The organism is Ohessyouella blattaphilus, from assembly GCF_024721265.1.
Lineage (GTDB): Bacteria > Bacillota > Clostridia > Lachnospirales > Lachnospiraceae > Aequitasia > Aequitasia blattaphilus_A.
Genome location: NZ_JAMXOC010000002.1, coordinates 219202 through 233929 on the forward strand (window position 1 = coordinate 219202; position 14728 = coordinate 233929).

General features: G+C 44.2%; 15 protein-coding genes. 3 read left to right on the forward strand and 12 right to left on the reverse strand.

What is annotated here, in order from left to right:
• Nucleotides 1-65: 65 nt before the first annotated feature.
• The 12 genes from NHH16_RS03240 to NHH16_RS03295 all read right to left on the reverse strand — a co-directional run bounded on the left by NHH16_RS03240 (nucleotide 66) and on the right by NHH16_RS03295 (nucleotide 11405).
• Nucleotides 66-599 (reverse strand): Holliday junction resolvase RecU, encoded by a 534-nt coding sequence (locus NHH16_RS03240; RefSeq protein WP_262068162.1) that lies wholly within the window; start codon nucleotides 597-599, stop codon nucleotides 66-68.
• A complete protein-coding gene (locus tag NHH16_RS03245) occupies nucleotides 557-1570 on the reverse strand; it encodes an RluA family pseudouridine synthase (RefSeq protein ID WP_262068163.1) in 1014 nt (337 codons plus the stop codon). The genes NHH16_RS03240 and NHH16_RS03245 overlap by 43 nt, the downstream gene beginning before the upstream one ends.
• A 7-nt stretch (nucleotides 1571-1577) precedes the next feature.
• Nucleotides 1578-2153, reverse strand: coding sequence for a hypothetical protein (locus NHH16_RS03250; protein ID WP_262068164.1), 576 nt, complete (start codon nucleotides 2151-2153; stop codon nucleotides 1578-1580).
• 12 nt (nucleotides 2154-2165) lie between these two features.
• A complete protein-coding gene (locus NHH16_RS03255) occupies nucleotides 2166-2945 on the reverse strand; it encodes an SDR family NAD(P)-dependent oxidoreductase (RefSeq protein ID WP_262068165.1) in 780 nt (259 codons plus the stop codon).
• Between the two features lie 6 nt (nucleotides 2946-2951).
• The gene (locus tag NHH16_RS03260; RefSeq protein ID WP_262068166.1) at nucleotides 2952-4832 is read right to left on the reverse strand and encodes a YgiQ family radical SAM protein; all 1881 of its coding nucleotides are present in this window, start codon (nucleotides 4830-4832) and stop codon (nucleotides 2952-2954) included.
• Nucleotides 4829-5497 carry an HAD family hydrolase gene (locus NHH16_RS03265; RefSeq protein WP_262068167.1) on the reverse strand — a complete coding sequence of 223 codons (669 nt, stop codon included), beginning with the start codon at nucleotides 5495-5497 and terminating at the stop codon, nucleotides 4829-4831. Before NHH16_RS03265 ends, NHH16_RS03260 begins: the two co-directional genes overlap by 4 nt.
• Entirely contained in the window at nucleotides 5491-6864 is a 1374-nt protein-coding gene (locus tag NHH16_RS03270; RefSeq protein ID WP_416389385.1) for an RsmF rRNA methyltransferase first C-terminal domain-containing protein, read from the reverse strand. Before NHH16_RS03270 ends, NHH16_RS03265 begins: the two co-directional genes overlap by 7 nt.
• Before the next feature lie 10 nt (nucleotides 6865-6874).
• Nucleotides 6875-8326: an aminoacyl-histidine dipeptidase gene (locus NHH16_RS03275; protein WP_262068169.1), complete on the reverse strand. Its 1452-nt coding sequence runs from the start codon at nucleotides 8324-8326 to the stop codon at nucleotides 6875-6877.
• 261 nt (nucleotides 8327-8587) lie between these two features.
• A complete protein-coding gene (locus tag NHH16_RS03280; protein WP_262068170.1) occupies nucleotides 8588-9211 on the reverse strand; it encodes an ATP synthase subunit B family protein in 624 nt (207 codons plus the stop codon).
• Entirely contained in the window at nucleotides 9201-9704 is a 504-nt protein-coding gene (gene coaD / locus NHH16_RS03285) for a pantetheine-phosphate adenylyltransferase (RefSeq protein ID WP_262068171.1), read from the reverse strand. The genes NHH16_RS03280 and coaD overlap by 11 nt, the downstream gene beginning before the upstream one ends.
• Nucleotides 9705-9717: 13 nt before the next feature.
• Nucleotides 9718-10338 (reverse strand): response regulator transcription factor, encoded by a 621-nt coding sequence (locus NHH16_RS03290; RefSeq protein ID WP_262068172.1) that lies wholly within the window; start codon nucleotides 10336-10338, stop codon nucleotides 9718-9720.
• Nucleotides 10339-10346: 8 nt separating this feature from the next.
• Nucleotides 10347-11405, reverse strand: coding sequence for a sensor histidine kinase (locus NHH16_RS03295; protein ID WP_262068173.1), 1059 nt, complete (start codon nucleotides 11403-11405; stop codon nucleotides 10347-10349).
• A gap of 92 nt (nucleotides 11406-11497) precedes the next feature.
• Between NHH16_RS03295 and NHH16_RS03300 the strand changes: the two genes are divergently transcribed.
• Genes NHH16_RS03300 through NHH16_RS03310 form a run of 3 tightly spaced genes read left to right on the forward strand, consistent with a single transcriptional unit; the run spans nucleotide 11498 to nucleotide 14709 of the window.
• Nucleotides 11498-12427, forward strand: coding sequence for an ABC transporter ATP-binding protein (locus NHH16_RS03300; RefSeq protein ID WP_262068174.1), 930 nt, complete (start codon nucleotides 11498-11500; stop codon nucleotides 12425-12427).
• A gap of 10 nt (nucleotides 12428-12437) precedes the next feature.
• On the forward strand, nucleotides 12438-13568 hold the full coding sequence (locus NHH16_RS03305; protein WP_262068175.1) for an ABC transporter permease: 1131 nt from the start codon (nucleotides 12438-12440) through the stop codon (nucleotides 13566-13568).
• The gene (locus NHH16_RS03310) at nucleotides 13555-14709 is read left to right on the forward strand and encodes an ABC transporter permease (protein ID WP_262068176.1); all 1155 of its coding nucleotides are present in this window, start codon (nucleotides 13555-13557) and stop codon (nucleotides 14707-14709) included. The genes NHH16_RS03305 and NHH16_RS03310 overlap by 14 nt, the downstream gene beginning before the upstream one ends.
• The last annotated feature ends 19 nt before the right edge of the window (nucleotides 14710-14728 follow it).

Genomic DNA, 14728 nt, shown 5'->3' on the forward strand with positions numbered 1-14728 from the left:
TCACTTTAGCGTGCTACCACGCTAAATCGTTCTTTATTATACGTATTTCTTCCTTTATTGTCAAGCTAAGGCCGCTGGTTTAGATCTTGATTAAGCGCATCTAGATACGGAATAAAGAAGCCGCTCTTTACTTCGAGAAAATAATTCTCGTCTAGCTCTTCAAAACGGATGCTTTTTCGGCCACCGTTTAAGCCCCGCTCCCAAAAGGTAGAAAGCTCCGAAAAACGCATATAATAAGCGATATTCTTATTGCTAAAGTAAATTAAGATAAAAGAAACACCTTGCTGTTTTTCAAAGTCCGTCATAAAATCCACTTGGTGTTGATGAATATTATGTAGGGGAAAGGTACCGTTGTTGCACTCTTTTGCATCAAAGCAAAGGGGCACTCCTTGGACCACGCCAATATAGTCAACGGTACTCTTCTGATCGAAGTAGGCCAGTGTTATCTGGCGGGTCTCCTGATCGATGCGAACCGGGGTAATAGGGGTTGGCACCTTTTGAATTAAGGCTAGGTTGCATTCTTGGTAGCGTTCGTTGGTGCGGTTTACGAATTCTTCTAGCGTAGAACCTCTGAGACCGCGGGAATTCCATGTTGCCACTGTATATCCTCCAAAATCGTTTTATAAAGAGTTGGTAACGGTGCCTGAAAGCTTTGTCTAGATAAATCGCTTAAACGCTCCGGTAGCTCGGGAAAGACCACTTCATAGCTATGAAGAAACTGAGCACTTAAACCGTACTGCCTCTTATACTTATCATTTCGTACGCTGCCACCGTACTTATAATCCCCCACAAGACCGTGACCAATGCTTTGTAAATGGGCTCTAATCTGATGGGTCTTACCGGTAATGAGCTTAACCTTTAATAGGGTCAAGTCTTCACGAAAGGCTAAGGGTTCATAATACGTCTCAATGTAGGACTCGCCTGCCGTTTCCGAAATGGTAACGAGATTCTTCCTCTCATCTTTTGTCAGAAACCCTTTGATGGTCAGGGAGTCTTTAAGACAGCCGTGAACCAGAGCTAAATAGTACTTATCCACGTGGCGGGTACGCAGCAGTTCGCTCATCTGCTGCAGGCCGTAGACGCTAGCACCGGCGATTACAAGACCAGAGGTATTGCGGTCTAAGCGGTTGCAAATCCCTGGGGAAAAGCTCTGTAAGTCTTGAGGCGAAAGCGCCTGACTAGCAAGCAGGTAATCTCTTAGCATCTCTACTAAAGAATAGTCCCCTCCTTTGGCCTTTTGAGACAGTACGCCCCTTGGCTTATTAAGAAGGAGGACATCCTTATTTTCATAAATCACCTCTAGGCGCCTGCCTTTCTTCGGGCTAGTCTTTAAAGGAACCCGTAAGGGCGGGCCAGCAAATTTATCATACGTCTCATCGGCTAAATAGATTTTAATCACATCGCCTGCTTCTAAAATCTCTTTCCCGGAGGCTTTTTTATCGTTTAGAACGATATTCTTTTTTCTTAGCATCTTGTAGAGAAATCCGGTCCCGGCTTCTTTTAATAGCTTTTGCAAGTATTTATCAAAGCGTTGACCGGCTCTTTTCTCATCGATTGTAAATTCTTTCATGGTGCTCCTAGAGTGATTGGGAAAGAAGGAGGGCCTTTAGCTTATTCTCATAGCGACTCGAATCTTTCTTTTCAACGGTAGCAATGTTATTCATAACTTCTGCTCGCATTAAAAACGCCTTAAAATCCTTAAAGATCTTAACGGTCATCTTGGGATAGCCGTTTTTTTCCAAAAAGCCTTTCAAATACTGAGCGGTCTTATCAGGGTCTAACTTCTCACTTTCAGAATATCCGCAAATGGTATTGTTATACAGGCAAAGAACTTGGATGGGCATGGTACGGTCCTTGCTGGTAATCACCAGATCATAGATCTTAGTAATATAATTTGCTTCACTTTCTAGCTCCGCCACCTTCTCAGTTTCTAAAGAACGGTGGGGAATCATCACGATAAACTGCACCAGCATCTTTGCCGCCGGTAGACAGCCTACAGCAGCAACTACCGTTAAGACGTTAAGGCGATCGCCGGTAGCAATAATGCCAGTTACCACCAAGCCAATAACCACACCAAATTCAAGAATCGTCAGTAACAGGTATAACCGTTTTTTTCTTTTTAAGTATTCATGTGTTCCTTTGATTAACTTCATGTAGTACCAATCCTAATTATTGTATTTGTTAAAAATCTGAAATCCATATGCCGTAATCCCATCAGGAATAAATTTCGCAAGCACTCGCGAAACCTTCATATAAGGACCCACCGTAATAACGGCCTGTCTTCTAATGGCGCCAATAAGCGCTTCTCTCACCACGTGGACGCTAGTCGTCATCATCCGCGGATTCGTATATTTGCTAGCTTCACCAGCCAGACCAAAGAACTCTGTCCGCACCGGGCCAGGACAGACGCAGGTCACGCTGATTTTCATTTTTCTCACTTCATTACGCAGACCGAAGGAAAAGCTTTTTACATAACTCTTCGTAGCTGCATACACCGTAAAGTAAGGTTGGGGAGTAAAGGCGGCGGCCGAAGCCATTTGAATGATACGACTGCCTTTTGACATAAAGGGAAGAACCTTTAAGGTCATCTTCGTTAGCGCCTGACAATTAAGATCTATCATCCCTAGCATATCCTCTTCTTTTAAAGACTCGATCAAACCGTACTTACCAAAGCCTGCCGCATTAACTAACATCCGCACATCGGCGTTATTTGTGGCAAGCTCCTTTGCTAGACGCTCATAGATATAGTCTCTCATAAGATCACCGGTAAATAGTCGTAGCTTAACCGTCTTTTTCTTTTCTAGCTCTTTTTGAAGTTCTAAAAGACGGTCTTCTCTCCTGGCAAAAACCCAAATTTCATCTAAGTGGCGGTATACTTTTGGAATATTTCTGACAAAGTCGCGACCGATTCCTGATGACGCTCCCGTTACGATTGCTATTCTCATACGCTCTTACCTCCTGCTCGTTTTCTTCTTATGGACGTTTCTAATGGTCTTTTTCTTTTGCGGTTTGGTTTTACCCTTTGGCTTACCAGTGTAAGCCGGGCGAATCAGACAGCCTTTACCGAAACCGATCAAATCCTCTCGGCCCGCCTTCTTAAGGGCTTCCATTACCAAATGGTAGTTCTTAGGATTGCGGTACTGAATAAGCGCTCGCTGCATCGCCTTCTCATGAGGATCTTTGGGCACATAGACGGATTTTCCAGTACGCGGATCCACGCCGGTATAGTACATAACCGTCGAAAGGGTGGACGGAGTCGGATAAAAGTCTTGTACTTGTTCAGGCATATATCCTAAATCCCGCAGATATTCCGCTAATTCAATCGCCGCCTTAAGGTCGGAACCAGGATGTGAAGACATGAGATACGGTACCAGATACTGTTCCTTCCCAATCTCCTTATTTATCTTCTTATATTTCTTAACAAACCCTTCATACACATGGTTTTTCGGCTTCCCCATGACCTCTAACACCTTATCGCTAACGTGCTCTGGGGCCACCTTTAATTGACCGCTTACGTGGTGCTCACACAATTCATAAAAAAACGTATCGTCTTTATCGGCCATCACGTAATCGAAACGGATACCGGAACGGATAAAGACCTTTTTCACCTTAGGAATCTCCCGCAGCTTCCGCAAGAGGATTAGATAATCCTGATGGGTTGCCTGGAGATTTTTACAAGGCGTAGGGAACAGACACTGACGATCCTTACAAACCCCGTATTTCATTTGCTTTTCACAAGCTGGCTCCCGGAAGTCGGCTGTCGGTCCGCCAACATCGTGGATATAGCCTTTAAAATCCGGCTCCCAAACAAAGTTCTCCGCTTCTTTTACCAAAGATTCATGGCTTCTGGCCTGAATAATACGTCCTTGGTGAAAGGTTAGGGCGCAAAAGCTACAAGCACCAAAACAGCCTCGGTTGCTAATTAGGGAAAACTTCACCTCACTAATCGCCGGAATGCCGCCAGTCTCTTCGTAGCTTGGATGATACGTCCGCATATAAGGGTAGCCGTAAGAAGCGTCCATTTCCCTCATGGTAAGCGGAGCGGATGGAATGTTTTGCACCACGTATTCCTGCTCCTTATACTGTTCTACTAAGATCTTGGCTGTAAAAGGATCCGTATTTTGGTTTTGTACTTGGTAGCTCTTTGCATATAGAAGCTTATCTTTCTTCATCTCCTGATAGCTTGGAAGCACCGTGTAGTCATAAAGATTATCCAAACTTTTAGTCCGGTAAACCGTTCCCGGAATAAAGGTTAAATCCCGAATATTAAGTCCGCTTTCTAAGGCTTCGGCAATCTCTCTAATAGAGCGTTCACCCATTCCGTAAGAAATTAAATCAGCGCCAGAATCTAGAAGGATGCTGCGCTTAAGCTTGCCTGACCAGTAATCGTAATGAGCCAGACGACGCAAGGAGGCTTCGATTCCGCCTAACACAATTGCCGCATCTTTATAAGTCTGGCGAATTAAGTTCCCATACACCACACAGGCATAATCCGGACGTCTTCCCATCTCACCGCCAGGACTGTAGGAGTCTTTACTACGCCGTCTCTTGGAGACAGAGTAATGATTTACCATGGAGTCCATATTGCCGGCTGAGACAAAGAAACCTAGCCTCGGCTTGCCAAAGACTGCAATACTAGCCGGGTCGCGCCAGTCTGGTTGAGCGATGACACCTACGCGAAAGCCCATGGACTCAAGTAGTCTCGTTATAATCGCCGCACCAAAAGAAGGATGGTCTACATAGGCATCCCCGCTTACGTAGACGAAGTCTACTTCGTCCCATCCTCGCTCTTCCATCTCTGCTCTCGTAATTGGCAAAAATTGTTTGCTCATATAATCTCAAAAGTCCCTTCCATTACATCAAAGTAATCGGTAATATAGTAATCCGCCAATTCACGTTTTCGTTGTATTTGTTCTTTAGAAAAATCATCGGCTACCGTACACACTTGCATCCCGGCATTTTTGCCCGCTAAGATTCCCATGGGTACATCCTCAAAGACAAGACAGCGCTCCGGTAAAACTGCTAGCTTTTTGGCAGCAAGCAAGTAGACATCTGGGGCTGGTTTGCCTTTTCTCGCCTCATCAGCGGTACAGACTGCGTCAAAGTAAGAGGCAATTCCTCTAGCTTCGAGAACGGCCCTAGCTAGCTCCTCCGAGTTGCTAGTGGCAATCCCCATCTTTTTACCGGCCCTTTTCATCGCCTCTAAAAATTCCGGTACGCCTGGCTTTAGGGGCACCTCTTCGCAATATTTTGTATACGTCATCTCCTGCCATTCATCCATAATCATGGTCAAATCATGGGGTAATTCAGGAAAAGAGTCCAGAAAAAGCTGGGCTACCTCCCGGTAACTCATCCCTTCCATACGAGACTCTAAATCCTCTGGCTTTACTTGGTTGTAACGAGCCAAAAATTCATCATCCACCGCTCGCCATACCCACATAGAATCCACTAAGGTTCCATCTAGATCAAAGATTACGGCATTTTTATCTGTTAACATGACATTCTCCATCCTGGTAAATACTTATTCTTAAGCATTCGGTTTACAAGCTTTCCCCACCCTAGTGGGTATCCGTCTACACAGACGAGATAATACCCTTTTTCGCTTAACTCTGGCGCAGCAATCGTCTCTCCTTTTAAATACCGTAAAACCCGCTCATCAGTGGCACTTAAATCGAGGACGAAAGGATACTCTTCTTTCTTTAGATACATCGCTAACGCCTGACTGGGCTCAAAGCGATTCTTCTTACACTCTCCTAATAGGAGACCGGAACGTAGGAAGCGCAGTCCTTTCAGCCTTGGTACACCCTCGGGCATATAAAACAAACGCTCTTTTTGGAGGGATAGCCGCGACTTATCGAAAGAAATCCCTAAAAGATCGAGGAACTCTTTCGCTTCCACTGGCAGTTTTCCCTGATACGTAGCCTCTTCATAGCTCAAGGGCCTGCTCTCTTCTTTCTTTTCTAAAAGGGCGAGAAAATGGCCTTCCCCTGCCATCTTATGAGGAAAGATTCGAACGCTTTTAGCAATCTCTGGCATTTCGGTCTTTGTAAGGGTAACGAAGCCATTAGTAAAGCCCTCATAATTCGGAGTAATATTTTTTAGACTTAAGGAAGGATGGGCAATTAAAAGCTCTTCAATCATTTGCTCATTTTCCCGTTCATCAAAGGTACAAGTTGAATAAAGCAGCATTCCCTCAGGTTTTAGCATAGCTAGAGCCTGGGCGAGGATTCCCCGCTGAAGACCTGCGAAAAATTCTGGAGATTCTTCACTCCACGCTTTGATCATCTTCGGGTCTTTGCGAAACATACCCTCTCCCGAACAAGGAGCATCAATCAAAATCTTATCGAAAAAATGGGGAAAGAACTCTATAAGATGTCCCGGCTCTTCTGAAAGAACCAGGACATTGCCAATTCCAAAAACTTCTATGTTTTTAAGAAGCCCCTTGGCCCGAGAATTGCTAATATCATTGGCTACTAGCATTCCCGTGCGCTTAAGCTTAGCTCCTAATTCAGTAGCTTTCCCTCCAGGTGCGGCACACAAGTCCAGCACCTTATCACCAGCCTCGATCGGTAGGCGACTAGCCGGAGTCATGGCTGAAGGCTCTTGTAGATAATATAGTCCAGCGTGATAATACGGATGCTTAGCCGGAGAAACACTTTCCCCGTCGTAAAAGAAGCCGTTGTGAATCCACGGAATCTTCCGTAGCTCAAAAGGACATATTTCAAGAAACTCTTCTACGGAAATCTTGCCTTCGTTTACCCGCAGTCCATATAGCCGTTCATCGTCAAAACAAGCTAGGTAATCTTCGTATTCTCCTTGTAAAATCCTCTTCATTTTGGCGCTAAACGCAGCTGGTAATTGTATCATCTAATGTTCACCTTAAATTCTTTAATATGCTTTGTAAATATTTCCAAGTAGTCTCTGTAGACGCGATGCTTAAGCGCTCGTTGACCGAATGGACGTCGAACATTTCCGGACCGATAGAAACACAGTCAAGGGCAGGGTTCTTACCCACAAAGAGGCCACATTCAAGGCCAGCGTGAATCGTCGAAACCTCTGGTGTCTTACCAAATAGATTCTCGTACTCTTTAACTAACACGTCCCGTAGCTCGGACTCTGGTCTAAATTGCCAAGCTGGGTACTGGTCGTGGTAGTTAACTGTCGCGCCCGTTAATCCTTTTACTACCGTTTTCACAAGGGCTTTCATCTCTTCGATTTTAGATTCTACAGAGCTCCGGATTAAAACTTTGCCCGTTACCTGTTGGGTACTAGTGCTGAAAACACCGGTATTCATCGATGTCTCCGTTAATCCCTTTAGCTTACGAGAAAAGCCCATAGGGCCGTTAGGAATACCAAACATCACATCAATCACCCGGTCACCGCTTTCTTTAGTCATCGGTTCAAACGCCCTCTCGGAAACTTCTAGAGCTTCTACGCAAAGGCCTGGCTCATCACCCATAAACTCATCTAACCAGATAGCTTTCATTTTTGCCACTTTTTCAATTAGGGCCGTTCGTTCATTCTCAGGAAAGACTACGAGCGCTTCACTGATGGTAGAGATAACGTTATCCTTTGAACCGCCATCCACGCTTACAAGGCGCAAATCAATATCTGTGCGTAAGAAGTCTAAAAGACGTCCCATCATCTTGTGGGCATTTCCTCTTTGGAGGTGAATGTCTGAGCCCGAGTGGCCACCTAAAAGGCCGTGAATCTTAATCTTAAAGGTGGTTCCTGAATACGCTTCTCGGCGAATGTCAATCTGATATTCACCCCGCACCCCACCAGCGCAGCCAGCCGTAATAATCCCCTCTTCTTCAGAGTCTAAGTTAATTAAATTCGTTCCCGCAAACTGGGTCATATCGATTCCCATCGCCCCTGACATGCCGGTCTCTTCATCCGCTGTAAGGAGAACCTCTAGCGGTGGATGAGGGATGTCTTTAGCGGCGAGTAAAGCCATAATATAGGCAACGGCAATGCCGTTATCAGCGCCAAGAGTCGTGTCTTTGGCCTTAACAAAGCCGTCTTCTACGTACATTTCAATACCGTCTTTTTCAAAATCATGGGTGGATTCCGGTGTCTTTTCACACACCATATCCAAGTGTCCCTGTAAAATAACTGGTTTTGCATTTTCATAACCGACTGTTCCCAGCTTCTTTACAATCACATTTAACGTTTCGTCTTGTTTTGCATCAAGCCCCAAATCCTTCGCAAACTTAAGACAGTAATCACTAACTGCTTGGCAGTTATAAGTCCCCCTAGGAATCTTATTCAACTCCTCAAAATAATGAAAAACTACTTGTGGTTCATACCCATTTAAAACACTCATTTAATTCTACCTCCCGTACCATTTTATTCTTCTTCCATTATGAGACGTTTGGCCCCAAAAAGCAAGGAAAAAAGACCCTATACCACTATGGATATAGAGCCTCATTCTATGTATTAGAAGATTTTAAAAAATCTCCTAATACTATAGAAGCGCTCCGCTAAGGATGCGCACTTCGGCGAAAGGAACTTTGTGCAACCGCACACGCCGAAGGCGCAAGAATTTGCCGAGCGCAAATTCTATTTATCACCTTTTAAAGAATGTTTATAGCATATCCTCATCGGTATCGAGAAAATCGTTCTCGCTAACCTCTTCCTCATAGCTAGTACTAACACTTCTTGAAGAACGCTGAGGCACGTCTAATTCTGCACGATTAGAGCGAACCGTATCGTAATTCTCCTGTAGGGAGTTTACGAGGCCATCGTACTTGGTGGTATAAGATTCTAATGCATTGCCTAATAAGCCCTCAGCATTTGCTAGCAAGTCGTCCGTGTACTGAACGGCGCTTACTCGGATATCGTTTGCATCGTTCGTCGCGTTGTCGAGGATTTCCTGAGCCTGCTTAGAAGCGGTGGTTACCACCTCGTTGGCCTGAGTATAAGCGTGCTGCATAATCTCGTGCTCGCTTACCATTTCCGTCGTCTGTACCTTCGCCTCTTCGATCATCGCTTCAGCTTTCGCTTTTGCATCAGCTAAAATCGCATCTTTATTAGCGATAATCTTCTGATATCTCTTTATCTCATCAGGAGTCTTCATCCGCAGCTCTCGCAGAAGCTCGTCGATTTCGTCTTTATTTACAATAATCTTCGTACTTGATAATGGTTGGAACTTACAGTTATCAATGTACTCCTCAATTTCTTCAATAATCTGTTCAATTCTACTGCTCATTTCGTGCACTCTCCTTTTTAATTATTTTCTCTTTAAGTCTCCCGGCTACCATCTCTGGCACGAAGGGAGATACATCCCTCTTAAACTCCGCAATCTCCTTCACCATACTGGAACTAAGGTACGAATACTCCACGTTCGTAGAAAGAAAGATGGTCTCAATCTCAGGATTCATCCGGTGATTCGTCTGGGCCATCTGTAATTCATACTCAAAGTCGGTGATCGCTCGTAAACCACGAACAATCATACCTGCATCTACATCTTCTAAAAAATCAACTAATAGACCGTAAAAAGGTACGATTTTCACATTTTCTATATCTTTCGTTACTTCCTCTAACATTTTAACACGTTCCTCTACTGAAAACAACGGAATTTTCGCATTGTTGTTCAGCACTCCCACAATTAGTTCGTCAACTCTTCTAGCTGCTCTTTTAATGATGTCCAAATGCCCGAAAGTCACAGGATCAAAACTCCCTGGATATACTGCTCTATTCATAATTCTCTTCCTCCTAGCTATTTTTTAAGTAGAATACCGCCAACTGGGTACGGTCTCGTAGTTCTAGCTTGTCTAACAGACTGCTTATATAATTGCGTACCGTGCCCTCACTTAAATAAAGGCTTTCGGCAATCTCTTTATTACTTTGCCCTTCGCTAACTAGCTCAAGGACTTCTAGCTCCCGTTCGCTGATTCCCTTGGCGCCGTAATCGTAATTCTTACCGCCCTTTAAAAGCTCTGGAAGACTTTTCACAATATCGCTACCAAAGACCGTCTGTCCTAAATACACCGCCCTAAGCGCCGGCACGATATTTTCGTAGTCTTGCTTTAATATATAGCCCTTAGCTCCGCATGTGATCGCTTCCGTTACATACTCGCCATCGGTAAACGTGGTTAAGAATAAAATTTTAGCTTCTTTGTCCTTTTCAAGGATTCTTTTCGCTGCCTCAATCCCCGTCATCTCTCCCATCCGGATGTCCATCAGCACCACATCGGGCGCCGTCTCGTCGTAAAGAGCAATTGCCGCCTCACCACTACTGCCAGTTGCCACCACACTAGTATCTTCTGCGGCACCAATAATGGTGCTAAGGGCGCCACTTACCAGTTTGTCATCGTCAATAATCAGTATTTTCATGGGCTCTCCTATTTAGGGATAGCAATCTGAATTTGAAAGCCCTCGGCTCTTAAAATTCGTAGTGTTCCCTTTAAATTTCGGACTCTTTCTTCCATATTTAAAAGTCCGATTCCTTTTTCTTCATCGTCATTTATAACTGGCCCATTATCACTGATAATTAGCTGATAAAGGCCAGGGTGTTCCTGAATAATTATCCGCGCCTCCGTTGCTTTACTGTGTCGTATGATATTATTAAGTCCTTCCTTAATGGAGGTCAAAAATCCATACTTTACATCCCGGGGAATATGACCGTGGTTGCCAATCTCTAAGGTAACCGGGCAGAAGGTAAAGTCTTTTACTAGCTCCCGAACCGCTATGTCTAAATCTAAGAAATCCTCATGTAAATCGTGAACGCTACTGCGTACCGAGTTCATAGCCTCTGTTAAAGTCTCCCCTAGGGCCTCTAGCGCTTCCGTTTGCTGGGAATCTTTTTCGCTTACCTTTAGTGCCTGGGTCATGAGAATCCCTCTGGATAATAAATGTCCGACATTGTCGTGAATCTCTCTGGCGATCCGATTACGCTCGGTAAGCGTGGCCATGACAATCTCGGCATCCTGCCCTGTACTTAGGGCCTGATTCTTCTGCTCTAAGAGTAGTTCTCGCTCCCGGCCTTCATCCCGTTCTTTATAATAGCGCTCCTGTAAATCCTGCATCTGCCGCTTCTGATAGCAGATAAAAAGGCTAAGAAGAACGCCAAAGCCGGTGAAAATCATCGGGAATATACCCGTATCGTGCCAGAAATAAAAGAAAAGCAAAACGAAAGGGCCTGTCAGTAGCAGCTGCTCTTTCGTTACTAGATTATAAATGAGCAAAGGCAAAAAAAGCAATGCCTCTGGTAAAAAAAGCGAAAACACTCCGTAGATAATCGTACTGAGGATGGCAAAGCTCTTGTCTTGCCGATACTGCCCTAAGCAGCTATAGGTAATTTGAAGCAATAGGGCTACCAGAAAAGAGGCGCTTATTCTCGTAAAGAACAAACTCCCCAAACAATATATAAACAAGATACCTAGTTCGATAATTATCATCATGACAAATGTCACCCTCATCTTATTACTTGCAACACTTCTATTATATACAAGGCCAAAGTATACTACAAGTACAACGAATGGAGGAATTGATTATGGTACATATTGAAAATCTAGTAAAACGCTACGGTGATCTCTTAGCTCTTGACCACCTAAACTTGGATATTAAAGAAGGAGAAATCTTTGGACTTTTAGGACCGAACGGCTCAGGTAAGACGACGGCCCTTAACTGTCTACTCGCCCTACTTCGCTATGACAAAGGTCGAATTACCGTCTTTGGTAAGGATATGACTCCTGATAGCTATGAACTCAAACAAGGCATCGGGGTAATTCCCCAAAATGTAGCCGTCTTTGACCAAATGAGCGTCTACGAAAACATCGATTACTTCTGCGGCCTTTACGTAAGCGATAAAAAGAAACGTCGTGCTCTGGTAGAGGAAGCTCTTAAGTTTGTAGAACTTGGGGACTACCAGAAAATGCGACCAAAAAAACTCTCTGGTGGTCTTCTTAGGCGTCTCAACATCGCCTGTGGCATCGTTCACAAGCCCAAGTTAATCATTATGGATGAACCTACGGTAGCGGTCGACCCCCAAAGCCGTAACAACATCTTAGAAGGGATTAAACGGCTCAATGAAAACGGCTCAACCATTATCTACACCTCCCACTACATGGAAGAGGTAGAGCAAATCTGTACGCGAATTGCCATTATCGATAAAGGCCAAGTCCTAGCAACTGGCAGTACGGAAGAATTAAAAGCAATGATTAAAACGGGGGAAACCATTCGCATTGAAAATCTCGTCTTAACGGAAGAACACTTAGCTGATATGCGGGAACTTCCCCACGTCTATCGCCTAGATTATCAGGAACAAACGCTGGTGGTTCGCCTAAGTAGCGCCAAACACAACTTAGTTCGCTTCTTAAATTACTTGCAGGCAAAAGACATTCCCTTTGGTCGCGTGCTCTCGGAACTCCCTACGCTAAACGATGTGTTCTTAGAGATTACCGGCAAGGAACTAAGGGATTAGGAGGAAGATTATGATACAACTTTTTAAATATCGCTTACTACAAAATGTGCGAGACGTAAGTATGATGTTCTGGGCCCTAGCTTTCCCTTTACTTCTCGGAACCTTTTATTCCCTTGCTTTTGGCAATATGGGAAATAATGCCGCTGGTGATGGTACCTGGAGCGAGATTCCTGTAGGCATTGTAAACGTCTCAGAAAATCAACCTTTTGAAGCCTTTCTTGATGGCTTAGATGGCGATTTGATTAAAGGAAAGGTTTACGACGACGAAGGGGCGGCCAAGAAGGCTTTAAATAATCAAAAAATCAAAGGCTACTTTGTGATTGATAATAACCTGGCCTTAAAGCTCTCAGGCAATGGTCTGGAAGAAAGTATTTTGGCTAATCTCTTAAATACGTATGAAAAGAACGCTTCTTTAGCTATGAAAGTAGCTACCGAAAAACCCCAGCAACTAGAGACCTTTCTCGAATCCCTAGGAGATTATCAAAGTTTTACCAAAAATGCTTCCCTTGGTGGGCGCACCCTTGATCCGATGATCAATTACTTCTTTGCCCTCTTAGCTTACGCCTGCTTATGTGGTGCCTTTCTCGGGACCCGTTCCACCTTTGATTCCCAGGCAAATCTCTCTGCCTTAGGCGCTAGACGCTGTATAAGCCCTACCCATAAATTAAAGCTGATTTTTATCGACCTTACAACCCTCGTTCTCATTCAATTTGTAAATATGCTGATTTTAACAGCTTATCTGATCCTATTTTTAAAAATAGATTTAGGCGATAACATTCCTCTACTCCTCTTCATCGAGTTGATGGGTACCATTCTTAGTATTAGTATTGGCATCGCCATTGGCAGTATAGCTCGCTTAAGTCAAGGCATAAAAATAGGGATTACGGTAGCCGTCTCCCTATTCCCTGCCTTTTTAGCAGGACTTATGTTTGGCGACATCAGAAATATAATCGAAGTACACGCTCCTCTTGTCAATCGCCTAAATCCGGCAGCGGTCCTTGCTGATGCCTTCTACTGCTTAGGTGTTTATAACGACCAGACAAGACTTACCCGCAACTTGATTATCTTAGGCGTGATGGCGGCTTTACTCTTAACCGTAGCCTTTTTGTCCATCAGAAGGGAGGATTATGATAGTATTTAAAGGATTTATGAAACTGGTAAAGAAAAATGCTGGTATTGCACTGATGTACATATCCATCTTTTTCTCAATTTCTTTAATGGTAAGCAAGAATTTAAATACCAATACCGACGATAGCTTTACCGCCAGTGAACTGTTAGTCACCGTGATTGACCGGGATCAGTCACCGCTCTCAGAAGCTTTAAGCGCTCACTTAGGTGAAACCTTTACCTTAGTACCCCTTGAGGATAAGGAAAACGTTCTGCAAGATGCCCTATTCAACCGGAGAACTCAGTATATTATCCAGATTCCTGAAAACTTTCAGGATGATTTTCAGACGGGCAGCCAAGAATTAATTACCAATAAGATTCCTGATAGCACCAACGGCATGTACGCCGATCAGACTGTAGACGCCTTCTTAAACGACGTAAGGTCTCTTAATCTCGCTGGTTACTCTTTAGAGGAAGCCTGCCAAGAAACTAAAAAAGCCGCAAGCGTAACGGCTGATATCAGCCTTATCAGTGAAGACACCAGCGTATTTTCGACCTATAGCTTTATCTTCGTCTATATGCCTTACATTATCCTGTGTCTATGCTGCTACATTCCGCCTATCGTCCTTTTGGCCTTTAGGAAAAAAGATCTGCGCACGCGCATTTTAAGCGCACCTATTTCCAGTCGTAGCCAAAGCTTGCAACTATTTCTAGGCTTTGCCCTTCTTGGATTAGGTTTCTGGGTGCTTAATCTTCTCTTCGTCCTGGCTATGGACGGGAAAGCCTTCTTACAAAGCCCAAATGTAAGCTATTACCTAGGAAACTCCCTGTGCCTAACCTTAGTGTCGCTGGCCATTGCGTTTCTGATATCTACATTCTTAAAAAGAGATGACGCCTTAAGCGCCATTACCAATGTCATCTCCCTAGGCATGTGCTTCCTCTGCGGGGTCTTTGTCCCCCTCACCTTACTAGGAGATAGCGTCAAGAAATTCGCTCAGTTCTTGCCTTTATATTGGTACGAAAACAATGTGAGTCTTTTAAACAAGGTGGCTATCACCACCAAAAGTCAGACCTTGCAGCTATACCAAGGCTTCGGCATCCAGCTTCTCTTTTGCGTAGCCCTTGTCAGTATCGCGCTAATGGTCAATAAGCGAATGAATGTAATTGAAAAATGATAAAAACCCTCTGTGGGGA